General features: G+C 73.0%; 24 protein-coding genes. 12 read left to right on the forward strand and 12 right to left on the reverse strand.

Annotation, left to right across the window (positions count from 1 at the left end; translation table 11 throughout):
* Window positions 1-77: 77 nt before the first annotated feature.
* Window positions 78-1,022 carry a substrate-binding domain-containing protein gene (locus tag ACFE7W_RS15055; protein ID WP_375425624.1) on the reverse strand — a complete coding sequence of 315 codons (945 nt, stop codon included), beginning with the start codon at window positions 1,020-1,022 and terminating at the stop codon, window positions 78-80.
* Window positions 1,023-1,227: 205 nt separating this feature from the next.
* Here ACFE7W_RS15055 and ACFE7W_RS15060 point away from each other — a divergent pair, with 205 nt between their 5' ends.
* Window positions 1,228-1,671 (forward strand): DUF3099 domain-containing protein, encoded by a 444-nt coding sequence (locus ACFE7W_RS15060; protein ID WP_375425625.1) that lies wholly within the window; start codon window positions 1,228-1,230, stop codon window positions 1,669-1,671.
* 19 nt (window positions 1,672-1,690) lie between these two features.
* On the opposite strand, the gene ACFE7W_RS15065 is transcribed toward ACFE7W_RS15060, so the two are convergent.
* The 6 genes from ACFE7W_RS15065 to ACFE7W_RS15090 all read right to left on the reverse strand — a co-directional run bounded on the left by ACFE7W_RS15065 (window position 1,691) and on the right by ACFE7W_RS15090 (window position 6,779).
* Window positions 1,691-2,176, reverse strand: a complete 486-nt coding sequence (locus ACFE7W_RS15065; protein ID WP_375425626.1) for a hypothetical protein — start codon at window positions 2,174-2,176, stop codon at window positions 1,691-1,693.
* Window positions 2,177-2,208: 32 nt separating this feature from the next.
* On the reverse strand, window positions 2,209-2,454 hold the full coding sequence (locus ACFE7W_RS15070) for a hypothetical protein (RefSeq protein WP_375425627.1): 246 nt from the start codon (window positions 2,452-2,454) through the stop codon (window positions 2,209-2,211).
* 112 nt (window positions 2,455-2,566) lie between these two features.
* Complete coding sequence (locus ACFE7W_RS15075; RefSeq protein WP_375425628.1) at window positions 2,567-3,037, reverse strand: RpiB/LacA/LacB family sugar-phosphate isomerase; 471 nt, start codon at window positions 3,035-3,037, stop codon at window positions 2,567-2,569.
* A 28-nt stretch (window positions 3,038-3,065) separates the two neighbouring features.
* Entirely contained in the window at window positions 3,066-4,790 is a 1,725-nt protein-coding gene (locus tag ACFE7W_RS15080) for a dihydroxyacetone kinase family protein (RefSeq protein WP_375425629.1), read from the reverse strand.
* Window positions 4,791-4,824: 34 nt separating this feature from the next.
* Window positions 4,825-5,607 carry a triose-phosphate isomerase gene (locus tag ACFE7W_RS15085; RefSeq protein WP_375425630.1) on the reverse strand — a complete coding sequence of 261 codons (783 nt, stop codon included), beginning with the start codon at window positions 5,605-5,607 and terminating at the stop codon, window positions 4,825-4,827.
* 38 nt (window positions 5,608-5,645) lie between these two features.
* A complete protein-coding gene (locus tag ACFE7W_RS15090) occupies window positions 5,646-6,779 on the reverse strand; it encodes an alcohol dehydrogenase catalytic domain-containing protein (protein WP_375425631.1) in 1,134 nt (377 codons plus the stop codon).
* A gap of 92 nt (window positions 6,780-6,871) precedes the next feature.
* On the opposite strand from ACFE7W_RS15090, the gene ACFE7W_RS15095 reads away from it, so the two are divergent.
* Window positions 6,872-7,186 carry a hypothetical protein gene (locus ACFE7W_RS15095; protein WP_375425632.1) on the forward strand — a complete coding sequence of 105 codons (315 nt, stop codon included), beginning with the start codon at window positions 6,872-6,874 and terminating at the stop codon, window positions 7,184-7,186.
* A 54-nt stretch (window positions 7,187-7,240) separates the two neighbouring features.
* Entirely contained in the window at window positions 7,241-7,873 is a 633-nt protein-coding gene (locus tag ACFE7W_RS15100) for a GNAT family N-acetyltransferase (RefSeq protein WP_375425633.1), read from the forward strand.
* Between the two features lie 104 nt (window positions 7,874-7,977).
* Here the strand turns inward: ACFE7W_RS15100 and ACFE7W_RS15105 are convergent, their stop codons facing one another.
* The gene (locus tag ACFE7W_RS15105; protein WP_375425634.1) at window positions 7,978-9,672 is read right to left on the reverse strand and encodes a hypothetical protein; all 1,695 of its coding nucleotides are present in this window, start codon (window positions 9,670-9,672) and stop codon (window positions 7,978-7,980) included.
* A 188-nt stretch (window positions 9,673-9,860) separates the two neighbouring features.
* Between ACFE7W_RS15105 and ACFE7W_RS15110 the strand changes: the two genes are divergently transcribed.
* The 6 genes from ACFE7W_RS15110 (at window position 9,861) to ACFE7W_RS15135 (ending at window position 15,627) form a co-directional block, all read left to right on the forward strand.
* A complete protein-coding gene (locus ACFE7W_RS15110) occupies window positions 9,861-10,706 on the forward strand; it encodes a 50S ribosomal protein L11 methyltransferase (RefSeq protein WP_375425635.1) in 846 nt (281 codons plus the stop codon).
* 55 nt (window positions 10,707-10,761) lie between these two features.
* A complete protein-coding gene (locus ACFE7W_RS15115) occupies window positions 10,762-11,640 on the forward strand; it encodes a hypothetical protein (RefSeq protein ID WP_375425636.1) in 879 nt (292 codons plus the stop codon).
* 145 nt (window positions 11,641-11,785) lie between these two features.
* On the forward strand, window positions 11,786-13,090 hold the full coding sequence (locus tag ACFE7W_RS15120) for a hypothetical protein (protein WP_375425637.1): 1,305 nt from the start codon (window positions 11,786-11,788) through the stop codon (window positions 13,088-13,090).
* 76 nt (window positions 13,091-13,166) lie between these two features.
* Window positions 13,167-13,715, forward strand: a complete 549-nt coding sequence (locus ACFE7W_RS15125) for a hypothetical protein (RefSeq protein ID WP_375425638.1) — start codon at window positions 13,167-13,169, stop codon at window positions 13,713-13,715.
* Window positions 13,706-14,950: a sensor histidine kinase gene (locus tag ACFE7W_RS15130; RefSeq protein WP_375425639.1), complete on the forward strand. Its 1,245-nt coding sequence runs from the start codon at window positions 13,706-13,708 to the stop codon at window positions 14,948-14,950. Before ACFE7W_RS15125 ends, ACFE7W_RS15130 begins: the two co-directional genes overlap by 10 nt.
* Window positions 14,947-15,627, forward strand: a complete 681-nt coding sequence (locus ACFE7W_RS15135; protein WP_375425640.1) for a response regulator — start codon at window positions 14,947-14,949, stop codon at window positions 15,625-15,627. The genes ACFE7W_RS15130 and ACFE7W_RS15135 overlap by 4 nt, the downstream gene beginning before the upstream one ends.
* Before the next feature lie 49 nt (window positions 15,628-15,676).
* Here ACFE7W_RS15135 and ACFE7W_RS15140 read toward each other — a convergent pair whose 3' ends face one another.
* Window positions 15,677-16,165, reverse strand: a complete 489-nt coding sequence (locus tag ACFE7W_RS15140; RefSeq protein WP_375425641.1) for a hypothetical protein — start codon at window positions 16,163-16,165, stop codon at window positions 15,677-15,679.
* A 207-nt stretch (window positions 16,166-16,372) separates the two neighbouring features.
* On the reverse strand, window positions 16,373-16,576 hold the full coding sequence (locus ACFE7W_RS15145; protein ID WP_375425642.1) for a hypothetical protein: 204 nt from the start codon (window positions 16,574-16,576) through the stop codon (window positions 16,373-16,375).
* Between the two features lie 195 nt (window positions 16,577-16,771).
* Here ACFE7W_RS15145 and ACFE7W_RS15150 point away from each other — a divergent pair, with 195 nt between their 5' ends.
* Window positions 16,772-19,699, forward strand: a complete 2,928-nt coding sequence (locus tag ACFE7W_RS15150) for an AAA family ATPase (RefSeq protein ID WP_375425643.1) — start codon at window positions 16,772-16,774, stop codon at window positions 19,697-19,699.
* A 35-nt stretch (window positions 19,700-19,734) separates the two neighbouring features.
* On the opposite strand, the gene ACFE7W_RS15155 is transcribed toward ACFE7W_RS15150, so the two are convergent.
* Both ACFE7W_RS15155 and ACFE7W_RS15160 read right to left on the reverse strand, forming a co-directional pair.
* Window positions 19,735-20,088, reverse strand: a complete 354-nt coding sequence (locus ACFE7W_RS15155) for a hypothetical protein (RefSeq protein WP_375425644.1) — start codon at window positions 20,086-20,088, stop codon at window positions 19,735-19,737.
* Between the two features lie 227 nt (window positions 20,089-20,315).
* The gene (locus ACFE7W_RS15160; protein ID WP_375425645.1) at window positions 20,316-20,636 is read right to left on the reverse strand and encodes an EthD family reductase; all 321 of its coding nucleotides are present in this window, start codon (window positions 20,634-20,636) and stop codon (window positions 20,316-20,318) included.
* Window positions 20,637-20,812: 176 nt separating this feature from the next.
* Here ACFE7W_RS15160 and cls point away from each other — a divergent pair, with 176 nt between their 5' ends.
* Window positions 20,813-22,222 carry a cardiolipin synthase gene (cls, locus tag ACFE7W_RS15165; protein ID WP_375425646.1) on the forward strand — a complete coding sequence of 470 codons (1,410 nt, stop codon included), beginning with the start codon at window positions 20,813-20,815 and terminating at the stop codon, window positions 22,220-22,222.
* Window positions 22,223-22,326: 104 nt separating this feature from the next.
* Window positions 22,327-23,643, forward strand: a complete 1,317-nt coding sequence (locus ACFE7W_RS15170; protein ID WP_375425647.1) for a bifunctional o-acetylhomoserine/o-acetylserine sulfhydrylase — start codon at window positions 22,327-22,329, stop codon at window positions 23,641-23,643.

A 23,643-nucleotide genomic window follows, 5' to 3' on the forward strand; every position in this document is an offset into this window, starting at 1 on the left:
TCCTCGTGCGAGCAGGATAAACGTTCCCACTCACCGCCAGACGCCACGTGGCCCTGTCGGAGGCGTGGGGGCGACGGTCAGCGGCCGGGGCCCGCCCCGCCGGTCTCGGTGGTCGAGGAGGCGCGGACCACCAGCTCGGGGACGAAGCGCACCTGCTGGTGCCGGTGCGGCACGCCGCGGGCGGCATCGACCATCTCCGCGAGCAGCAGCTCGGTGGCCCGACGGCCCAGCTGGGCGCGCGGCTGGCGGACCGAGCTGAGCGGGACGGCAGCGGCGGCCGCGAGGTTGACGTCGTCGTAGCCCACCAGCGCGATGTCCTCCGGAACGCGCAAACCCGCGCCGACCAGCCCCTGCAACAGCCCGATGGCCAGCAGGTCGTTGGCGGCGAAGACGGCGGTGGGCCGTTCCTGGGGCGGCAGGGCGACCAGGCCGGCCGCCGCCTTGCGGCCCGCGGCGACGTCCAGGACGGTGGTGAGCACCGTCCGCAGCCGCAGCTGGTCGCCGTAGCCCGCGCTGGCCAGCTTGGCACCCAGCAGCCGGTCCCGCACCTGGTGCAGGCTGCCCGGACCACCGACGAAGGCGATCCGGCGGTGCCCCTGGTCGGTCAGGTGGGCGACGGCGAGCCGGCCACCCTCCACGTCGTCGACGGCCACCGAGCAGGAGCCCGGGTCGTCGCTGGCCCGGTCCACCAGCACGACCGGGATACCCCGCGAGCGCAGCCGCCCGACCTGCTCGGGGATCTCCCCGATCGGGGCCAGCAGCACCCCGTGCAGGCGCTGCTGCTCGAAGGTACGGAGATGGGCCGCCTCGTGCTCGACATCACCCCCGCTGTCCCCCATCCGGACGGCGTACCCAGCGTCGGCGGCCGCATCGGCCATCGCGTGCAGCACGTCGGCGAAGAACGGGTTCGCCAGATCCATCACGGCCAGGCCGAGCACGCGGGCCCGAGCAGAGCGACGGGATCGGGGCGGTGCTGCGGGCAGGTCGAGACCGTCAGCGGTCGCCGCCCTTGGCTCACCCATCGACCCCACCTTCGCGTCCATCCCCCGACGCCAACCGGAGGCCACGTCTGAGGGCCTCCGGTCCGGTCATGGTAAGCCAAGCGCCGGCTTGGCCGCCCTTCCCGTGCCGACCAGGGCCCTTCGGCAACGGCGCACCGGTGGATGCGTGAGATACCCGACCCCGCGCCGCCACCGCTCGCGGCCGGAGCGAACCTATGCTCGTCGCATGACGACGAGCACCCCCACCGGCAACGACGCCACCCTGACCGGCCACCGGTCGCAGCCGACCGTCATCACCAGCGCGCGCGGGGCCGCCAGTACCGAGCTGTCGGGCCGCGTCCGCCGCTACACCCTGGCAATGGCCTTCCGGATGGCCTGTTTCCTGGCCATGATCGTGGTCGACGGCTGGTTGCGCTGGGTGCTGCTGGCGGTCGCGGTCTTCATGCCCTACCTCGCCGTCGTGCTGGCCAACCAGGCCGACCATCGCAGCTCCTCCCCGCTCGAGTCCCTCACGCCCGAGCCGGAGGTCGCCCTGACCAGCGGGCCCGCCGCCGAGGCCGGGGCCGGCGAGGTGATCAGCGGAGAGGTCATCACCGTTGAGGTCATCAGTGCTGACGACGCCGACTCGGCGGAGGCTGACGCGGCCGACAGGCTCCGTCGCGCGGCCTGAGCCCGACGGCCGGTCCCCACTAGCGTCGGTGGCCCGTCAGCCGGCGCAGGCCTTGGCGCAGGGCCACCTCGACGCGACGCCGAGGCCTGCGTTGCCGGTCGAACACCGCCGGCAGGACGGCGGCGGGGGGCAGGGCGACCTCGAAGATCCTCGGACCTCCGATCGACCGGGTCAGGGCCCGGACCGACACGAGGTGGATCCGCGAGCTGCGCGTCACGAGCTGCTGCCACCAGGGGGCACGGACGCCGGAGCCGAGGCGGACCAGCGGCCCGTCCGGACCCTCGACCTGGACGGTGAGGCCCAGGTCGTCCAGCTGCTGGGCCAACGGCCGCACCAGCGGACGGGTGGCCGAGCCGCCCAGGGACGGCATCGGCGAGAGGTGGACCTCGACCTGAGAACCCTCCGCACGCACCCGGCCCGAGCAACGGGTCGGGTGCGCACCACGGCCGGCGTGCGGGGGCACGTCGACGGTGAAGGTCAGGTCAGCACGAAGCTGCAGGGCCATGACAGGTCTCGTCGTGAGGTGTGAACACCCGGTCAGGACGCGTTGTCGGTCGTGGTGATCTGCAGCGTGCCGTCGAACTTCCAGGTCGCCCGGGGCGCGTCCGCACCGGTGTCGCGCGGCACCTCGACGGTCATGTCGACCAGCTTGTAGTTGATGGCGGCTCCGCGACCCGTCAGGTAGGACCACATCTCCTTGCCCAGCTGGGTCCAGGACTGCGGCTCGGCGCCCCCGGTCCCTTCGGTCGGCTGCGCGGTGCCCTCGGTCGGCTGCGACGTCATGGTTCTCCTCGGTGCAGGTACACCTGCGCGGTGCAGGTTTCCTTGCTTCCCCGGGGGACCCACGCCCAGATGCAGTGCTTCCGGGTGCCGCCGACGAGCCGACCGGTGTGCGTCAGCCGGTGAGGGAGTCCTCGTAGTCGGTGATCTCGGTGACCTTGGGGCCGGACGGGGTGGTCGGGTCGAAGACGTAGCCCAACCACTCCTTCGCCAACCGGCGGGCCAGCTGCAGCCCGATGACCCGCTGCCCCAGGGTCAGGACCTGGCAGTCGTTGGACAGGATGGAGCGTTCGACGCTGAACGAGTCATGGGCGACGGTGGCGCGGATGCCGGGCACCTTGTTCGCTGCGATGGCCACGCCGATGCCGGTGCCGCAGAACAGGATGGCACGGTCGGCCTCGCCGGCTCGGATCTGCTCTCCCGCCGCGATGGCCACCGATGGGTAGGAGCCGCCGTCCAGGTCCCCGGCGTAGACGCCGAGGTCGGTCACGGTGACCCGCTCGTCGGCCTGCATGTCGGCCAGGATCGCGTCCTTGTAGTCGAAGCCGGCGCTGTCGCTGCCGACCAGCAGTCGGATGGGGCTCATCTGGTGTCCTCCTGGTTGTTCGGGTAGGTCAGTCCGCGTCGGGCGAGGCGAGCACCTCACCGACCGCGGTCACGATCAGGCCGAGGGAGACGGCCCCCGGGTCAGGGGTACCCACGCTGCGCTCGGCCAGCGGCCGTGCCCGCCCGATCTTCGGGGTCAGCTCGGCCGTGCTCTCCGCTGCGGCAACAGCGGCCTCGGCCGCCTTGTTCCAGGCGGCCCCCAACGGCTGCCCGGCCCCGGTCTCGGCGGTGAGCGTCTCCACGAAGGGGAAGAGCGCGTCGAGCATCGTCTTGTCGCCGCGTTCGGCCTTGCTGAAGGTCTGCAGCTTCTCCACCGCCTGCTGCACCGACGCGGCCACCCGCTCGGCGGTCGGCTCCTCGGTGTTCCCGAGGCCCTGGCCGACCCCGTCGAGCAGGACGCCCCACAGGATGCCGCTGGTCCCGCCGGCGCGGTCGCCGAACGCCGCTCCCGCCGCACTCAGGACGGTCTGCACGCCGCCCTCGGTGGCCTCAGCGGCCTCCGCGGCGGCCGTCGCCCCGCGGGACATGCCGATGCCGTGGTCGCCGTCCCCGGCCACGGCGTCGAGCTGGCCGAGGTGCTCCTTGTGCTGCTCGACGGTGTCGCGGAGTGCGGCCACCGCCCGCTTGACCACGACGGCGGCGGCGAGCGAGGCGTCGCTGGCCTCCTCGGCGTCGGCGGCGCTGGTATCGGGCACCTTCCGCTCCCGCGGCGTGCTGCGCTGCCGGGCCACGGCGTCGCCGCGCCGGAACGCTGGCGTGCTGGCCGGGGCGACCCAGTAGCCCTCGAGCTCGGAGTCCAGCCAGGTCACCGACAGCGAGCAGCCGGCCATGTCCAGGCTGGTCACCAGTTCGCCGACCTCGGGGGCCACCAGCTCGACGTCGGCGTCGCCCAGCAGGGTGGCCACCTCGCCCCAGAGCACGAACAGCTCCTCCCACTTGGTGGCTCCCAGCCCGTTCAGCAGCACGGCGGCACGGCCGCTCACCCCTTCGGGCCGCTCGGCCAGCACGGTCTCGACCAGCGTGGCCGCCAGCTCGTGGGCCGGCATCCAGGGTGCGGAGCTGATCCCCGGCTCACCGTGGATCCCCAGGCCGAAGTCCATCGAGCCGGGCTCGACGTGGAACAGCGGCTCGTCCGCCCCCGGCATGGTGCAGCCCTCGAAGGCCACGCCGAAGGAGTAGGTGGCGGCGTTCGCCGCGCGCATCACCCGTTCCACCTCGTCGAGGTCCAGGCCGGCCTCGGCGGCTGCGCCGGCGATCTTGTAGACGGTGAAGGTGCCGGCGATGCCGCGGCGGAGGTCCTGCTGGTCGGCGGGCCCGGAGGCGATGTCGTCGGTCACGTAGACGATCCGGGTGTCGATCCCCTCCGCGCGCAGCCGGTCGGCGGCCACGGCGAAGTTCAGCCGGTCGCCGGCGTAGTTGCCGAACGCGATGATCAGCCCGGCGCCGCCTTCAGCGGCCCGTCCGACGCGGTAGGCCTGCTCGGCCGACGGGGAGGCGAACAGGTCGCCGAGCACTGCCGCGTCGGCGAAACCGGTGCCGACCACGCCCGAGTACGACGGGTAGTGCCCCGATCCACCGCCCAGCAGCAGGCTCACCTTGCCGTCGACGGGTCCGCCCGCCCGGACGAAACCGGAGGCCTCGGCCACCCGCTCCACGTACGCCGGGTAGGCCAGCGCGAAGCCGCGCAGCACGTCGGTCTTGAAATCGGCGGGGTCGTTGTGGACGTGGGTCATGAATCCTCCAGCATCGTTGTCAGGCGGCTCAGGGTCAGGCGGTCGGTGGGGCGAAAGGGGCGCAGAGCTGCAGCAGCCGCAGGAAGCCGGCGGCATCCCAGCCGGCGCGGCCGACGAAGAGCCCGTCGGTGTGGGGGTCGGTGAGCAGGTCGGCGGCGTTGCTGGGGTCCACGCCGCCACCGTAGAGCAACGCCCGTAGCCCGGTACCGGCCGAGAGCCCGGCGGCCACCTCGGCGATCAGGGCCATCACCGGAGCGATCTGGTCGGGCCGCGCAGGCAGGCCGTGCTCACCGATGGCCCAGATGGGCTCATAGGCCACCAGCACCCGCCCCACCGCGTCCTCCGGGAGCCGCGACAGGCCGGCCCGGACCTGGCCGGCGACGAACTCCAGCTCCCCACCCGCGTCGCGGACCTCGGCCGGCTCGCCGACGCAGACCAGCGGCACCAGGTCGTGAGCCAGGGCGGCCTCGGCCTTGAGTCCCACCGTCTCGTCGGTCTCGCCGAAGCTCGCCCGCCGCTCCGAGTGCCCCATCTCCACCAGCGTCGCGCCGGCGTCGCGGACCATCCGCATCGAGACCTCGCCGGTGCCCGCGCCCTCGGGCCCCCAGTGCGCGTTCTGCGCCCCCAGCAGGATCGGCGAGTCCTGCGGCAGCCGTGCCCGGACGCTGGCCAGCGCCGTGTGCGGGGGCAGCACGAACGCTTGCAGACCTTCCGGAACGGGAGCGGCGGCGACCTCATCGACGAACGCCGCGGCCTCGGCCAGCGTCTTGTTCATCTTCCAGCTCGTCCCCACCCACAGGGTCTCGGCGTGACTCACCTGCGCCAGCTCACGAGCAGTCGATCATGAGCAGTTGATCATGGGATCAGGGAAACCTTGATCGACTCCTTGCCCGCCGCCACCAGGTCCAGGCCCTGCTGGAACTCTGCCAGCGGCAGCTGGTGGGTGCAGATCTTGTCCATCGGCAGCCGCCCGGACTCGATCATCCGGATCGCCGCCGGCCAGCAGTGCGGTCCGAGGTGGGCGCCGCGGACGTCCAGCTCCTTGTCGTCGCTGATGATTGACCAGTCGACGGTGACGTCGCTGCCGAAGACGCTGTACTCGACGTAGGTGCCCAGCTTGCGCAGCAGGTTGAGCCCCTGGGCCACGGCCGAGGGGTGCCCGGTGCCCTCGAGGTAGACGTCGGCGCCGTAGCCGTCGGTGAGCTCCTTGATGGTGGCCACCGCATCCTCGCTGCCGATGTTGATCACCAGGTCCGCCCCGCACTCCAGCGCGAGGTCCAGCTTGTCCTGGGCCATGTCGAGACCGACCACGAGCTTGGGATTCTTCGCCTTGGCGCCGGCGATCATGCCCAGTCCGATCGGGCCACAGCCGGCGACGACGACGACGTCCTCGAAGTGGATGTCGGCACGCTCGACCGCGTGCAGCGAGCAGGCCAGCGGCTCGGCGAACGCGGCGTGGGCCGGCGGCAGCTCAGCCGAGACCTGATGCACCCGGGCTCGGGCGGAGAACACCATGTACTCCGCCATGGCACCGGGGTTGCGCCGCTTGAAGCCGAACATGTCGTGTGGCTGACACATCCAGTACTGGCCGTTGCGGCAGTAGCGGCACTGCTCGCAGGGAACGATCTGCTCGGCGACCACCCGGTCACCGACGGCGACGCCCCACCGTGCGGCCGCGGCCTCGTCCAGCTCGAGGATGGTGCCGACGAACTCGTGGCCCGGGATCACCTCGGTCTCGGCCCAGGCCGGACGGTTCTCGTCGCCCCAGAACTTCGACGCCCCGTGGTAGCACTTCAGGTCGCTCGCGCAGATGCCGACGGCCTCGACCCGGACCAGCGCCTCGCCCGGTCCCGGGCGCGGGACGGCCACCGTCTCCAGCACGTAGTTCTCGGGACCGTGGCAGATCACCGCCTGCATGGTCGGGGGAATCGGGGAGCCGCCGGTGGGCAACTCGGGGGTGCGGGTGCCGGGCTCGGCCGTGGCGGTCATCGTCAGCCTCCATGCTGGTGCGCGATCGGACCACACCAGCATCCTCCTCGCCGGAGCCGGGAGCGGCTCGGGGCCCGCGCTATCGTCGCGTCGTGCCCCTGACCCCCGCCGCGAACGTGTCCACCGCCCCGTTGGTGTCCCTCGGCCTGCTGGGGGGCTACCTGACCGCACGCGAGACCGGCATCCGACCCTTGGGCGGCCTCGTGCTGGGCCTGGCCGGGGTCTACGCCGGCCGGACCTGGCTGGCCAAGCGGGGACCGGCGGTCACGGGCGTGCTCAGTGCCGTGTACGTGCTGGGCTTCGGCGCTTCCCACCCGCTGGCCAAGCGGATCGGGGCCTGGCCGTCGGTGCTGACGGTCACCGCCGCCTCCGCCGCCGCCTCCTGGGCGCTGTCGGACCGGGACTGATCCTCGGAAGAGATCCGGAAGCCGCTCGTCCGGAACTGCTCGTACGGTGTCGAGGTGAGCAGCGCAGCACTGGAGGTCGACGGCTACCCGGTCAAGCCGTTGAGCCCGGCCACCTGGCCTGACTTCGAGGCTCTCGCCGGGCGGCACAACGGCGTCTTCGGTGGCTGCTGGTGCACCTGGTTCCACCTCTACCCGGACCCGCCCGAGCGCAAGGAGCTGGGCAACTGCGGTTTCAAGCGTCAGCTGGTGCACGAGGACCGGGCCCACGCCGCGCTGGTGTTCGCCCCCGCAGCCGAGGACGGCGAACCCCCTGACGGTGCCGACGAGGCGATCGCCTGGGCCCAGTACGGCACCGTCACCGAGCTGGGGAACATCCATCACCGCAAGCAGTGGGAGCAGGAGCGGCAGCAGACACCGGACTTCCGGATCACCTGCCTCTTCGTCGACCGTCGCTACCGCCGGCGCGGGATGGCTGCGGTCGCCGTCCGGGGCGCGCTCGGCCTGATCGCCGCCGCCGGCGGTGGCCTGGTGGAGGCCTACCCGCACGACCTCCCGCCCGGCAAGAAGACGTCGTCGTCCTTCCTCTACAACGCCACCCGCACCATGTACGAGCGCCTGGGCTTCGACTACCAGCGGCCCAAGGGCAAGGGCAACTGCGTCATGACGCTCGAGGTGGCGCCCGCCTAGCCCTTCGGCGGGCTCGGGGACGGTCGACGGGGCCGGCGGGCGGCGACGAGCACGACATCGTGCAGCGAGTACGCGGCACCTCCCTACTCGATGTCTCGGAGCAGTCAGCGCCGGTCGACCCGCTTCAGGGTGAACGGGGGCGCAGGACGCTCGCTCAACGTGTAGTAGGCCGAGCCGTCGGGTGCGTACTCGATCGCCTCGCCCTGCTGCTCACCGCTCGGGGCCGTCAGGGCGACCGGCGTCGCGGCCAAGGCGGTGTCGAACGAGCCGCCGGTGGTGCCGCGGTACTCCCAGACCATGTAGGGAGTGCGGATGAGGAAGCGGTTGGCGGCCGGGTGGATGGCGGCGGCACTCACCTGGGCGTACCAGGTGGCGGCGTGGGTGTCGCTCGGGTCCCCGGTCCAGGTGGGCACGTGCAGCGTCGCCACCTTGGTCAGCGTGGTGACCGTGGTGGCCGAGGCGGCCGGCAGCGTGGTCGGGAAGGCGTAGACCCCGCTGACCCCGCTCTCCTCCTTGGTGATCACGTAGACCCGGCCGGTGGTCGGGTGCACCATCAGCGCCTCGGCGTTGTGCACGCCGTCGGGGTAGCGGAACCGGAACCAGTCCCCGGTCAGGGTGCCGGAGGTCTCACCGGCCGCGAGGTCGGGCTCGGTCACGCGGTAGACCGCGAAGGTGGACGGCGGGTGGGGAAGGCCGTTGAAGAGGCCGATGTCGCCGGCGAAGATGCAGCTGCCCGTCGGGCAGGGGCCGGTCGCGATGTCCTCCCAGTCCCACTGGTCCGGGATGGCCACGTCGTAGCGGCCGACGACCCGGGCGTCGGAGGTGCGTACGGCCACCATCCCCTCGACGTCGGACTCGCTGTGCACGTACTGGACGCCGGTGTTGACCCGGCTCGCGGCCAGACCGGACGGCTCGTGCAGCTCGCTGTCGGGCAGGGCCGTGTCGTGGCTGCCGTCGGCCGCGTAGCCGTTCCAGAGCTTGCCCACGTCGACCGACGCGCCCACGTAGCGGTCCGCGGCCTGGACGGCGGCGGCCGGGCGCAGGGTCAGCACCTGGGTGACGTTGGTCCGCGCGGCACCGGAGCGGCCCACGAGCCCCTTGCGGGACGCAGCCGCTCCGAGCTGGTCGTAGGAGGTCTCGATGGCCAGGCCGGAGCTCGCCGGCAGGCAGCTGTCCAGGGACTCGGTGAAGCTCGACGGTGGGGTGATCTGCAGCGCGTCGCAGTTGCTGCCGGTGGAGAGCTGGGTGCCGAACCAGACGGCCATCGCGTTGCCGGCGGTGGACTTGAGCGTCGGCGTGGTGAAGGTGGCGACGTTGCCGTTGACCTTGCCGGCGTAGGTGTCGACCGGATCGACGGTATCGACGTGGTCGAAGGCGCTGACGCTGGCGACCAGCGGGGTCTCGACGCTGGAGCCGAAGGTGTAGCTCGCCGGCTCGTCGGCGGTCGCGACCCGGGTCAGCACGACGGACTTGACCATCGCGGAGCTGTGGGTCGTCCCGGCCTCCTCCCAGCCGGCCCCGGTCAGCTCGGCGGTGACGTCGCCCCGGTTGGCCACCCGGGCGACGAGGACGTCACCGGCGACGACGCCGCTCGGGGCCGTCACCTCGACCGACGACGTGCCGGTGCTGCTGCCGCCGGAGGTGCCGCGGACCGTGATGGCCGCGCCCGCAGTCACCGTGGCCGACTGGGCCGGAGTGACCGATCCGGTGAGAGCGGTGGTCGCGACCGCCGTGGCGATCAGCGGGACGAGCAGCCGTCCGGGGCGCGGGCGCGCGACAGCGGCGTGATGTCGAAGCACGGGGGGATCCCTTCGATGAGTCCGACGCCATCGTCGAGAGACCGGGGCTGGAACACCGGCATGTTCGCCGAGTATGTCACGTCGTTCCTAGTCACGAGCCTTTTACGTGCGATCAAGCCCCGCTGCCCGGTCGGGGGTCGAACCGGCCGCCTACACTCGGCCACCGTCCCCCCACGGCGAGGAGCCTGTTGTCCGACGTCAGCGACCTCTGGTCCTCGACCGACTTTCCGTACGCCTGCCTCCGTGACCGGCGCCGGACCGGGACGCTGGGCCGGGTGGTCGAGGCCACCGTCCGACCGGGCGACACGGTGCTCGACGCGGGAGCCGGGACCGGGATCCTCTCCCTCTACGCCGCCCGCGCCGGCGCCCGCCGGGTGTACGCGGTCGAGCAGGACCCGGTGCTCTGCCGCTTCCTCCGCGACACCGTCGGACGCAACGGCTACAACGACGTGATCACCGTGGTCGAGGGTGACGCGCGGCTGGTGGCTCTGCCCACGGTGGACGTCGCCCTGGTCGAGATGGTCGAGACGGGGCTGGTGGAGGAGCACCTGGTCGAGGTCTACAACGCGCTGGTGGATCGCGCCGTCGTGGACCCACGGACGCGCTGCCTGCCGGCGGCGTACCGGACGTTCGTCCAGCCGGTGGCCACCGACGACCAGTTCGAAGGGTTCCACGTCGTCGCCCTGCGGCACGACTGGTCGACCTACGACCAGGACCCGCAGCTGTGGGGGACCTCGGGTTGGACGGCCACCGGCGACCCGGTCGCCGTGTGGTCCGGCGCCTTCGCCGCCCGGCCGCTGGACCCGACGGTGTCGGTCCGTCTGGAGGTGCCCGACCCGCGCGCCGACGCGCTGCGGCTGACCGGCGAGCTGACGATGCCCGACGGCAGCACCGCCGCCGACTTCCCGACCCTGAACGGTCCCAAGATCATCCCGCTGGCCCCCCGCCCGCCCGGAGGCGAAGCGCTGCAGCTGGACTACCGGATGTCCGGCGGCTTCGCCGGCTTCACCACGACCTGGCTCGTCGACGGCTGAGCCGGCCGGCGTGAGGCTGGCCGGTGCGAGGCTGGTCGGCGTACCGTCAGCAGGCATGAACGGCCCGCGCCGCAGCAGCCTCGCAGTCGTCGCCGCGCTCGCGCTGCTGACCGGGTGCGGCGGACCCGCGGACCTGATGGTCGACCGCCCCCTCGACCAACCGGACGTCCGGACGACGTGGGCGCTGCGGCACCGCGTCGTCGAGTCCGACGGTCTGCGGATAACCCACCGCTCGATCAGCGCCTTCGAGGAGTCGACCGGGGTGAGCCTCGGGCCGGGCCAGGACGACTCGTGCTACGTCTCGGTCTCAGCGCCGGGCCAGGGCGGGCCGGACAACAAGGTCGGGGAGAAGGTGGCGACCCGGTTCAAGGGCCGGCCGGCGGTCCGGGACGGCGCCGGAGCCGAGGGCCCGTACCTGATGTGGCGCCTGGGGGGCGACTCCTGGGTCGAGGTGTCCTGCCTGGAGCCGGGTCCGATCGACACGGTGGCGGCGGCAGTCCGGCTGACCCACTCCTCGGTCACCCTGCCGTTCGGCCTCGACTCCCTACCCGAGGGCTACCAGCTCGCCCAGATCGAGCAGGACCTCGGGCGGGGGACCACCGACCTCTACGTGGGCCGGGTCGAGCTCGGCCTGCCCGACAGCGACCTGCAGATCTCGCTGCTGGGCCCGGAGGTGCTGCGCGCACCCGCCGGGCGGACCGTGACGATCCAGGGCCTGCCGGCCCTGCTGGACGACAAGCCGACGAGCCCGCGGGTCTGCGTCCCGGTGCAGAGCCACCACATCTGCGTCGGGATCACCCCGAGCGACACCGGCCCCTATCCCGACCGGTCCGCCGAGATCCCCACGTTGCTGGCCATCGCGGAACAGCTGAGCTACGCCGCCGACCTCGACGACCGGTCGACCTGGACGCCCGCGGAGAAGTTCTTCGGTTGAGAGACGCGGCCGGGCAGCCGACCCTGCCCGATCGGGCCGACTTCTCCGGCGTCGGCCCGCCAGACGGATGCGACCCTGCGGACGGCCTGGTCCAGCCCCTACGCTGCCTGCGCGGGCCATGTCGTCCGAGCCCCAGGAGGAAGCCGTGAGCGCACCGAGTCCCCCGCCCTCGCCCGCGCGCCGGCTCGACCTCACGCCGCTGACCGCCCCGCTGGCCGAGGCGGAGCTCAGCGCGTTCGTCGCTGACTCGAAGGCGTCCGGCAAGCCGTGGCGGGTGATGACCACGGGCGCCCGCCGGCCGGGCGTCTCCGACGTGGCCGGCCAGCTGGTCCCAGCCCTGGTGCCGCTCGTCGGACTGGGCTTCTTCCTCTGGATCGGCCGCTGGAGCCTGGTCGAGGCCGTCTGGGAGTTCACCCTCGAGGCGCCGTTCCCGCTCAACCTGGTCATCGTCGCCGTTGTGGCCCTCGTTCTTGTCGCGGCGCTCCTGGCGGTCGTCCACGTCATCCGCCTGGTCGCTTCGCTGCGGATCCCCCGCATCTGGTGGGAGACGGCGTACCGGCTGGTGGGGTTCGCCGCGGCCAACGACCTCCGCTACGGCCACGACGAGCAGGTCGCCCACCCCGGGGTGATCTTCCTGACGGGCCAGGACCGGGTTGCCGAGCGGCGGCTGACCACCACGGCGGGCCGGCCGCTCGAGATCGGCAACTACCGCTACGCCGTCCAGGGCGAGAACGACGAGCAGCCACAGGTCCACCACTGGGGCTACGTGGCGATCACCCTCGACCGGCGGCTGCCGCACCTGCTGCTGGACGCGAAGGCCAACAACCGCAGCACCTTCGGGATCAAGACCTCCAACCTGCCGGTCGACCTCGCCCCCGACCAGCGGCTGGCCCTCGGCGGAGAGTTCGACGAGCACTTCACCCTCTACGCCCCGGACAACTACGGCCGCGACGCCTTCGGCATCTTCACCCCCGACCTGATGGCCCTGTTCATCGACCGGCTCGGCACCTACGACGTCGAGATCATCGACGACACGCTCTTCGTCTACGGCAGCCCCTTCGACCTGCTGGCCCCCCGGACGTACGCCTGGCTGCAGGAGGTGGTCGCGACCGTGGTCGCACGGACGGTGCGTCGCACCGAGCGCTACCGCGACGACTTCGCGCTGCTCGAAAGTGGACCGGACACGTCCTCGACCCCCGCCCCCTCCCCCCCGGTCGCGGCCGCGGCCGCGGCCGCGAAGCAGGGGGTGCCCGATCCGGAGCGTCCGGTCTTCGCCCTGGGCGGGGACGCCGGCTCGGGAACCGCGACCAACCGGGTCGCGGAGCAGGGCCGCCGGCTCCGTCGACGCCGCTGGGGCCCGGCGGCGGTCCTCGGCCTGCTGGTGGTCGCCTACTGGGTCTACGACACCATCGTCGCCCCCCTCTTCGGCCTCCCCGTCCTGCCGGGCTAGCGACCATGTATCAGCGCGCATCAGCGAACCTCCTGTCCGTGAGGCCTGCGTCAGCGGGCCGCGGGAGGATGCCGCTGTGACCGATGACCCGCGCACGGCCAACCCGAGCGCTCACCTCTACGGGCCCCGCGGACGGATCGGCGGCGTGGCCGGGGTGCTGGTCGGCACCGACGTCGCCGCATTCTCACCCTGGCCCCTCGCACTCGGCTACCGGACCGCGTTCGCCGTCCGCGTGGTCGCCGCCGACGGCAGCGCCGATGAGTGGACGACTCCGGTGGAGGTCGTCTACCTCCGGCTGGAAGGAGCGCCGGAGCGCACCAACGTTGCCGGCGTCCGGCTGGCGACCGGCTCGCGCTTCCCCGTCGTCCTGGGCGCCCGGGTGCCCGACGACGCGATCGTCGAGGCCCTTGCCGACACCGACCGCGGCAGCCGCGGCGCTCTGCTGAGCCTCGGCCCGGACCGGTTCCACGGCCTCGCCCACCGCTCCCGGCTGGCGCCCGCGGTGGCCCGGCCGATGCGCGGGGCCGGGCGGCCTCCCGCCGCCGTTCCCGCCAGCTTCGCCGTCACCACCGGGCCGCCGAGGTCGGCCCAGCTCTCCCTCTGCCGGATCTTCCGATGGGACTAGTACTCCCCTCCGGTTCCGCGGGCGGGGCCGGGGTCGCGACCCGGACGGTGGCCGTGGCCGTGCTGGCGGTCGGGCTGGACCTCGCGCTGTTCACCACGCTGGCCGACGCGTCGGACCAGGTCGGCTGGGCCGGCCTCCAACCGCCGGCCCTGGTGCTGGCCGCCGGTCTGCCGATGCTGCCCGTCCTGGCCCTGCGTCGCCGCGCCCCCGTGGGCGTCTGCGCCGTCCTGGCCGCGTACGCCGCGCTGCTGACCGCCGGCCTCGGCTCCCGGCCGCTGGTCACGTTGCTGGTGGCGCTTTACCCGGCCGCCGTCTGGGCCCCGCGCCGGCAGGCCCTGGCTGCCCTCGCCGCCGTCCTCGCGGCGCACGGGACGGCCGTCGCGTACGAGGCCTCGTTCGGCGGCGCCGGCTTGAGCGGCTTCGACGTGCTCGCCGTGGCCCTGGTCTACGCCGGGCTCGACACCGCCACCTTCGCCGCCGGGCGTTGGGGAGCCAGCGCCGCCGCCCGGCGACGCGCGACCCGTCGGCTGCAGCAGCAGGAGTCCGAGACCACGGCCGCGCTCGAGGCCGAACGGCTGCGCGTCGCACGCGAGCTGCACGACCTGGTGGCCCACGCCGTCTCGGTGATGGTGCTGCAGTCGGCCGGCGCCCGCCGGCTCAACGGCCGCGACCCGGTCCGGGCCGCCGAGGCGATGGGTGCGGTGGAGGAGCTGGGCCAGCAGGCGGTGGTCGAGCTGCGCCGTCTGCTCGAGGTGCTTCGGGCCACCGGGCCCACCGCCGAGGACGATCCGGGACGGCATAGCGTCGCCGACCTCGATCTGCTGCTCTGGCCAGTGCAGGCGGCCGGCATCGGGGTGGACGTGCGGCATCGGGGGGCACCCCGCTCCCTCGACCCGGGCACGGACCTGACGGCGTTCCGGGTGGTCCAGGAGGCCCTGACCAACGTGGTCAGGCACGCCGGAGCCGGCGCGACCGCGACGCTGACCCTGAGCTGGCAGCCGGGCGCGCTGGGCATCGAGGTCGTCGACGGCGGGCCGCCACCCGGTCGCCCCACGCCCTCACCGGGCCGGAGCGGCTACGGCCTGGTCGGGCTCGCCGAACGCGTCGAGCTGAGCGGCGGCAAGCTGGAGACCGGGACGCGCCCGGGGCAGCCGGGCTTCGCCGTCCGTGTCCTCCTGCCCACGGGAGCCGCGGCCTCCAGTCGTCACGGCACCGCCGAGCTGGTCCTCGCGTGAGCGTCCGCGTCCTGCTGGTCGACGACGAGCGCCTGGTGCGGACGGGTCTCGCGATGATCCTCGGGCTCGAGCCCGACCTCGAGGTGGTGGGCACGGCCGCGGACGGCACCGCCGGCGTGGCGGCAGCGTTCGAGCTGCGTCCCGACGTGGTGGTGCTGGACGTCCGGATGCCCGGCCTGGACGGGGTCGAGACGGCGACGGCGATCCTGGCCGACCCGGGAAACCGCTCGGCAGTGCTGATGCTCACGACCTACGCCGCCGACGAGGCTGTCCGGTCCGCGCTGCGGGCCGGCGCCTCCGGCTACGTGCTCAAGGACACCGCACCCGACGAGCTGGCCCGGGCGGTCCGCGCCGTGGCGGCCGGTCAGGCCTGGCTCGACCCGGCCGTGACGCGGGCGCTGCTGGCCGACTTCTCCTCACGTCCTGGTCCGGTCGCCCCATCTGCGGACCGGGTGCCCGAGCTGACCGCCCGCGAGCGCGAGGTCCTCCGGCTGGTGGCCCACGGCTTCTCCAACCACGAGATCGCCGAGCACTGCACGATCGCCGAGACGACGGTGAAGACCCACGTCGGCCGCATCCTGACCAAGCTCGACCTGCGCGACCGCGCCGCGGCGGTCGCCGTCGCCTACCGCCGGCACGTCCTCGCTCCGGACGAGCCGGTGCCGGCCCGGCGCTGAGCCGGACCGGCACTCGGAGACCCCTGCGAGATCGGCACCGGGGAACGGCCTACGACGTCTTGGACTCGACGGTGAAGCAGCCGTCCTCGAACGCGCCGCTCGTGCCCTTGGCGCCGCTGATCCGCCAGTAGGGGCGGACGGTGTGCCGGCCCGGACCGAGCGGGATCACCGCGATCGTGCTGCGGGTCTGCCAGAACTCGGTGTGGTTGGCCAGGTTGCCCGGTCCGTAGACCTTCTCCTGGACGGCACCGCCGTCCACGGAGTAGCCCACCCGGATCTCCGCGTCGGTGACCACGCCCATGTCCGCGGAGAGCTGGGAGATCGCCTTGCGGCTGACCTTGCCGTTGTTCAGGGTGACGCCGAGGCCGAGCTGCTGCCAGCCGTCCTCGACCTTGATGGTCTTCAGGCCGAAGGTGCACTTCTCCTGGGCGCCGGGGACGGCATCGGCGGGCGTGGCGACGAGGGCGTAGGTGCCCACCCCGCCGATCACGGCGGCGGCCGCGGCGAGTGCACCGGTGAGCTTGCGTGAACGAGTCATCGAACTTCTCCTTCTCGGACGGCCCGGCCGGGGTGGTCGGGCGCTGGTCGATGACTCGATGGTGTCCGTCGGAGGGGGGTCGGCACGTCCTGCTGGGAGAGGCACTTCGACGTCCTCCTGAGGGTGCAGGTCGTGGTCGGCCTGCACCCTCACGAGGACCCGGATCGCCCGAGCGGAGCGAGGGCAGAAGACACCGGATCGCCCCTCTCAGGAGGCGTGCCGGGCCTGGCGGTGCCGGGCGACCCACCCGGACTGACGGCGGGCGCTCCGCAGGTTCACGCGCTGCTCCGCCCAGCGGCTGAGGGCCGACTGAGGTCGCAGGTCGGCGGCCATCCGGTCCATCGCGGCGATGTCCTGGAGGTCGGCCATCCGCATCTTGTAGTCGAACAGGTAGCTGTAGTCGTCGGTCATGTCCGTCTCCTGAGCCTGCGGAACCGGGGTGGTTCCGATGGCTCCAACCTGGTGCTGAGGTGGGGGGCAGGACATGGGGCGGATGCCTGATCTTGGTCTCAGGTCGGCCGCCGGCTCGGGTCTGAGGTACCTAGGGGCCACCCGGTAGGACGTGGAGCCGGCCCGGTGTCAGACCCGTGGACCACAATGACGACCGTGCCTCCCCTCCCCGCCGCCGTCCCGCTCACCGGGCGTGACGTCGAGCTGGCGACGCTGGCCCGGCTGGCCGGGGTGACCTCGCCGCCCGCCCCGGGAGCCGTCCTGCTCAGCGGGGACGCGGGGATCGGCAAGTCGCGGCTGCTGGCGGCGCTGACGGCCCAGGCGGGCGAGCAGAGCTGGCGGGTGGCCACCGGGCACTGCCTCGACCTCGGGGGCAGCCCGCTGCCCTACCTGCCCTTCGCCGAGATCGCCGCTCGGCTGCAGGCGAACCGGCCCGAGCTGATGGAGAGCCTGGCCGGACGCTGGCCCGCGGTCCGCCGGCTGCTGCCGGCGACCGCCGGGTCCGGAGCCGTCGACACGCTCGACCGGGGTGCGTTCTTCGAGTCGATCTACGCCGTGCTGGCCGCTCTCGGCCGCGAGGCGCCACTGCTGGTGGTCCTGGAGGACCTGCACTGGGCCGACCGCTCGACCTGCGACCTGGTCAGCTACCTGTTCACCCGACGCTTCACCGTGCCCGTCTCGCTGGTGGCCAGCTACCGCAGCGACGACCTGCACCGACGGCACCCGCTGCGCAGCATCGCCGCCGGCTGGTCCCGGCTGCCCGGCGTCCGACGGCTCGAGCTGGCTCCGCTGTCCGACGACCAGGTCCGCGCGCTGGTCGTCGCGCTGCACCCTGAGCCGATGGCGGCCGCCCAGCTTGCGGCGGTGGTCGAGCGGGCGGAGGGCAACGCGTTCTTCACCGAGGAGCTGGTGGCGGCCGTCGGCAGCCACGCCCTGCCGCGTGACCTGGCCGGCCTGCTGCTGCTGCGGCTGGACCACCTCGAACCGGATGCCGCCCAGGTGGTGCGGGCCGCCTCGGCGGCCGGCCGCTCGGTCCGCGACCGCGTCCTCGGCGCCGTCACCGGCCTGGACCAGGGCCGCTTCGAGGACGCCGTCCGGGCGGCGGTGGAGTTCCACGTCCTGGTGGCCGAGGACGACGGCTACCGCTTCCGGCACTCGATGCTCGCCGAAGCGGTCTATGAAGACCTGATGCCGGGCGAGCGACGCCGGCTGCACACGGCGTACGTGGCCGCGCTGACCGGCCAGACGTTTCCCGACGGCGCCCCGGGGACGGCCGCCGACGTCGCCCGGCACGCCATCGCCGCCGACGACCACGCCACCGCGTACGCGGCCAGCCTGCGCGCCGGCGACGAGGCGCTCGCCGCCCAGGGGCCCGACGAGGCGGCCCGGCACTACCTGCTCGCCCTCGACGTCGCCGCGGCCGACGGGTCTCTCACCAGCGGGACCGCCGACGGGCTTGACGAGGGGGCGGGGATCGCGGCGCGGGTCGCGGTGACCGAGAAGGCGGTCGGCGCCCTGCTGGCAGCCGGCTCACTCCCCCGGGCGGAGTCGGTGGCGGTCGGCCAGCTGCGCTCGCTGCCACCGACGGCCACGCCGGAGCAGCGGGGCCGGCTGCTCGTCGCGGTGGCCGAGTCGGCGGTGCTGACCGAATCCGGGACCGACGAGCTGGCGGCGTCGTCGGAGGCCGTGCAGCTCGTCCCGGCCGATCCACCAACAGCGCTGCGGGCGCGCGCCGTGGCCATCCACGCGGCCGCCCTGCGTGGAGCCCGTCGTGAGGTCGAGGCGCTGCGCTGGGTCGAGGAGGGCCTGGCCATGCCGCCGGAGCTGCGGACAGGGTCGGTCAACGCCTCACTGCACACCACCCTGGCCCGGGTCTCCGAGCGCGGTGGGGACGCCGCGACCTCGCGACGCGTGCTGACCGAGCTGCACGCCGCCGTCCGGGGGGCCGACGGGCCGGCGGAGGTCCGGGTGCTCTTCCAGCTGGCCAGCATCGAGCACGAGCAGGGCGACCTGCCCCAGGCGCTGGCCACCCTCCGGCAGGCGGCCGACCGCAGCACCGAGCTCGGCCAGCCGTTCGCCCCGTACGGCTCCGAAGCCCGGGTCCAGGCCGCGCTCGTCGCCTACCAGCTGGGCCGGTGGGAGCTGGTCGAGGAGCTGACCGGGCACCTCGACGACGCCCCCGGGCTCGCGGCGGCCGGCCTGCTCGGCATCGCGTTGGGCGTCCGGGCCGCACGGGGCCGGACAGCGGGCTGGCCCGCCCTGCTGGAGCGGGTCCGGCCGTACTGGCCGGCCGACGGGATGATCGCCGTCCACAGCGGGGCGGCGGCCATCGACCTGCACGGGCCCGGCGAGCTCGACGAGGCGGTCGCCGTGCACGACGAGGTGCTGGCGTGCCTGCGGCGGGCGTGGCACGTCGACAACCCGCAGGCGCGGATCCGGCTGACGGCGCTGCTGCTGGGCCAGCTCGCGGCCGGCCTGCCGAGCCTGCCGCCGGGACGCCGGGCCGAGCTGCTCGAGCACGCCGTCGAGCAGGCCGCCCGGGCCGAGCTCGCGGTCGGGATGGGCCGCCGACCCGAGCGTGGGGCCGAGAGCAACGCCTGGCTGCTGCGGCTGCGGGCCGAGCTGGGCCGGCTCCGGCGGGCCGCCGGCGAGCCGGTGGACGTCGCCGCCCAGGCCACGGCGTGGTCGGAGGCGACGGCCGCCTTCGCCGCGTACGGGCACCGGTACGAGCAGGCCCGCTCGGCCGCGCGGTGGGCGATGGCGCTGCGGGGCACCGACGACGCCGGGCGGGCGCCGTCCGTGGCCGCCGCCGCCCTGGAGACGGCCCAGCAGCTGGACGCGGCTCCCCTGGTGGCCGAGCTGCGGCCGCTGGTCCGGCCGCCGTCGGTGGAGGTGCTGACCCCGCGGGAGCGCGAGGTGCTGGTACTGGTGGCCCAGGGCCTGAGCAACCGCGAGATCGGTGAGCAGCTCTACGTCAGCACCAAGACCGCGAGCGTGCACGTGTCGAACATCCTGGCCAAGCTGTCAGCGCACAGCCGGACGGAGGCGGCCGCGGTGGCCCGGCGGCGCGGGCTGATCGACTGACCGACCCGGACCCGGACCCCGGCCCGGACGCCCGGTCAGCGCAGGACGGCGTCGAGGGCCCAGAAGGCGTGCTCTGCGGTCGGGCACGGGTACTGGTCGGCGGGGTCGCGGTCGGTCGGGCGGCATTCCGCGCAGGTCAGGTGCGACCCCCCGTCAGGGTCCAGCTCGGGGACGGCGTGATGCTGACGGAGCACCAGGTAGAGCGCGGTGGCCAGACGCTGGCCGCTGGCCCCGGCCAGCCGGAGGACCCGGTCTGACTCGTCCGCGAAGGCCTGCTGCGCCGCGTAGGCGGGGTGCGGGTCGCGGACCAGGTGCAGCGGGACACGCTCCGGTCTCACCGGCAGCCCGAGCCCGCGCGGTAGGAGGTCGGTCGTGACGTCGACTGACATCTGGTGCTCCTGTCCACAGTTGGTCTGGCCCCCTCCGGCGGCGGCCGACCTCGGGCGAGGAGCGGCCGTTGTGGCGATGGCCCCCACGGTGCCGGGGCGACCTCAACCCCCTCCCGCCGCGCGCCCAAGAGCACCTCAGGAATGCCCCAGGATCATCTCGACCACCCCCGGAGACGCCCCGTCTCCTCCAGGAGCGGAGGGGGCGCGGCCTGATACCGGTCAGGACCTCAGAGCCTCACGGACTCCTCGACGTCGAAGAACACCAGCCGCACGCCACCGGTCGCCAGGCCGAGCACCGCCGGGAAGAAGGCGCCGGCCGCCTCGGTGGTCGTAGCCGCGCTCGCGCTGTCGTAGTCGGCGAAGGTGAGCACCATCATCCGGTAGGCGGGAGTGGGGCTGCCGTCCTCCTTCGGCCACACCTTGGACGTCTCGAGCTGCTGCAGCCCGGGCAGGGCTCGAGCGAGATCGACCAGCCCGTCGGCGTAGCCGGCCTCGAAGGCCGCAGGGTCGGTGGGGTTGTCGAAGATGACGGTGATCGTGGTGGGCATGGGGCTCCTCGGGTCCCGGTCAGTCTTGCGCGATCCGTCCCGCTCCGGAAGGGCCGGCCGGAGAGTGCCGGCACCGGTCGAGCGCAGTAGGCTCGCGCGCAGCCGACCCGGGAGGAGCAGCCATCGACTCGTTCCTGTCCGAGCTGACCGGCGCCGGCGTCCTGGGTCTGCTGCTGGTGGTCATGGTGGTGGTCGCGCTGGTCGTGGCTCCCCGCAACCGCCGGCCTTCCTCGGCCCTGGCCTGGATCCTGCTGATCAGCTTCCTGCCGGTGGTGGGGCTGCTGCTGTTCGTGCTGATCGGCAGCTCGAAGCTGCCGCGGGTGCGCCAGCAGCGGCAGCAGAGCATGGACGAGCTGATCACCGAGCGGACCCAGGCGCTGGAACACGCCCCGCAGCTGCCCGGGGCGCCCGAGTGGCTCCCGGCCGTGGCCCGGCTCAACCGGACCGTCGGGGCGATGCCCCTGCTGGGGGCGAACGACGCGAGGCTGCTGACCAGCTTCGACGAGCAGCTCGACGCGCTGGTCGCCGCCGTCCGGGACGCCCGCCGGTACCTGCACGTCGAGTTCTACATCCTGTCCCTGGACGAGACCACGTCACCCTTCTTCGCTGCCCTCTCAGACGCGGTGCAGCGCGGCGTCCGGGTGCGGGTGCTGTTCGACCACCTGGGCTCCCGCCCCTACCCGGGCTACCGGCGCACCTGCGCCGAGCTGGACCGGATGGGCGCGGAGTGGCGGCTGATGCTGCCGGTTCAGCCGCTGCGGGGCCGCTACCAGCGCCCCGACCTGCGCAACCACCGCAAGCTGCTGGTGGCCGACGGGCAGCTCGGCTACGTGGGGTCGCTCAACCTGATCGACCCGGGCTACGACAAGCGGGCGAACCGGCGTCGCGGCCTGCAGTGGCGCGACCTGCTGGCGCAGGTGCGTGGGCCGGTGGTCCGCGAGCTGGACGCGGTCTTCGCCACCGACTGGTTCTCCGAGACCGACGTCCTGATCGACGACCCCGGCGAGACGGAGACGCTGCCGGACGGCCGGGGTGAGCTGCTGGCCCAGATCGCCCCGAGCGGACCGGCCTTCCGGACCGAGAACAACCTCGCCCTGTTCAACTCGCTGCTTTACTACGCCTCGAAGCGGGTCAGCATCACGAGCCCCTACTTCGTGCCCGACGAGTCACTCCTGGGGGCGATCCTGACCGCCGCCCGGCGGGGGGTCGCGGTGGAGCTGTTCGTGGGCGTGATCGGCGACCAGTTCTTCGTCTTCCACGCCCAGCACTCCTACTACGCCGACCTGCTGGAGGCCGGTGTCCGGATCTACCTCTACCCGGCGCCCTCGATCCTGCACGCCAAGCACCTCTCGGTGGACGACGACGTGGCGGTGGTCGGCTCCTCGAACATGGACATCCGCTCGTTCCAGCTCGACCTGGAGCTGATGCTGATGGTCTGCGGCCGCTCGTTCATCGAGGAGCTGCGGGCCGTCGAGGACGGCTACCGCGCGGTGTCACGCGAGCTCACCACCGCCGAGTGGTCCGAGCGCACCCGGCGGCACCGGTTGGTCGACGACCTGACCCGGCTGACCTCGGCGGTGCAGTGAGGACGCCGCTGCGGACAGGTCCAGCCTGCGAGCGGACCCCTCTTCCCCAGCGCAGAAGTAGGTAACGTGACCGTTACCGCCGGACACCTGCAGAGGAGCTTTCGATGAGCGACACCTGGTCCTTCGAGACCCGCCAGATCCACGCCGGGCAGACCGCGGACGCCGCCACCCACGCGCGCGCGCTGCCGATCTACCAGACCACCTCCTACACCTTCGACAGCACCGACCACGCCGCCGACCTGTTCGCCCTGAAGCAGTTCGGGAACATCTACACCCGGATCATGAACCCCACCCAGGACGCGGTCGAGCAGCGGCTGGCCTCGCTGGAGGGCGGCGTCGGGGCACTGCTGGTGGCCAGCGGGCAGGCCGCCGAGACCATCGCGCTGCTCAACGTGGCCGAGGCCGGGGACCACATCGTCTCCAGCGCCCGCCTCTACGGGGGCACCTACAACCTGTTCCACTACAGCTTCGCCAAGCTCGGCATCGAGGTCAGCTTCGTCGAGGAGCCTGACGACCTGGACAACTGGCGCGCGCTGGTCAAGCCGAACACCAAGGCGTTCTTCGCCGAGACGATCTCCAACCCGCAGATCGACGTGCTGGACATCGAGGGCGTCGCCAGCGTCGCGCACGAGGCCGGAGTACCCCTGATGGTCGACAACACCATCGCCACGCCGTACCTGATCCGGCCGATCGAGTGGGGCGCGGACGTGGTGATCCACTCCGCCACCAAGTACCTCGGCGGCCACGGCACCGCGATCGGCGGCGTGATCGTGGACAGCGGTCGCTTCGACTACGCGGCCCAGCCCGAGCGGTTCCCCGGCTTCAACACCCCCGACGCCTCCTACAACGGCCTGGTCTACGCCCGCGACCTCGGGGTCGGCTCGGCGCTGGGGGCGAACCTGGCGTTCGTGCTCAAGGCCCGCGTCCAGCTGCTCCGCGACCTCGGCTCGTCGGTCTCGCCGTTCAACGCGTTCCTGATCAGCCAGGGCATCGAAACCCTCAGCCTCCGGCTGGAGCGGCACGTCCAGAACGCCACCGCCGTGGCCACGTGGCTGGCCGACCGGGACGAGGTGGAGAGCGTTAACTACGCCGGCCTGCCCGCCAGTCCCTGGTACGAGCGGGGCCAGAAGTACGCGCCGCTCGGCACCGGCGGGGTGCTGTCGTTCGAGATCCAGGGTGGGATCGAGGCGGGCCGGACGTTCGTCGAGGCGCTCGAGCTGCACAGCCACGTCGCGAACATCGGCGACGTACGCAGCCTGGTCATCCACCCGGCCTCGACAACGCACTCGCAGCTGTCGCCGGACGAGCGGGTCAAGGCCGGCGTCACCGAGGGTCTGGTCCGGCTCGCCGTCGGCCTGGAGCACATCGACGACATCCTGGCCGACCTGGACGCCGGGTTCCGCGCGGCGAAGTCAGCCTGA

This window comes from uncultured Friedmanniella sp. (assembly GCF_964244285.1).
In the GTDB taxonomy this organism is placed as follows: Bacteria; Actinomycetota; Actinomycetes; order Propionibacteriales; family Propionibacteriaceae; genus Microlunatus.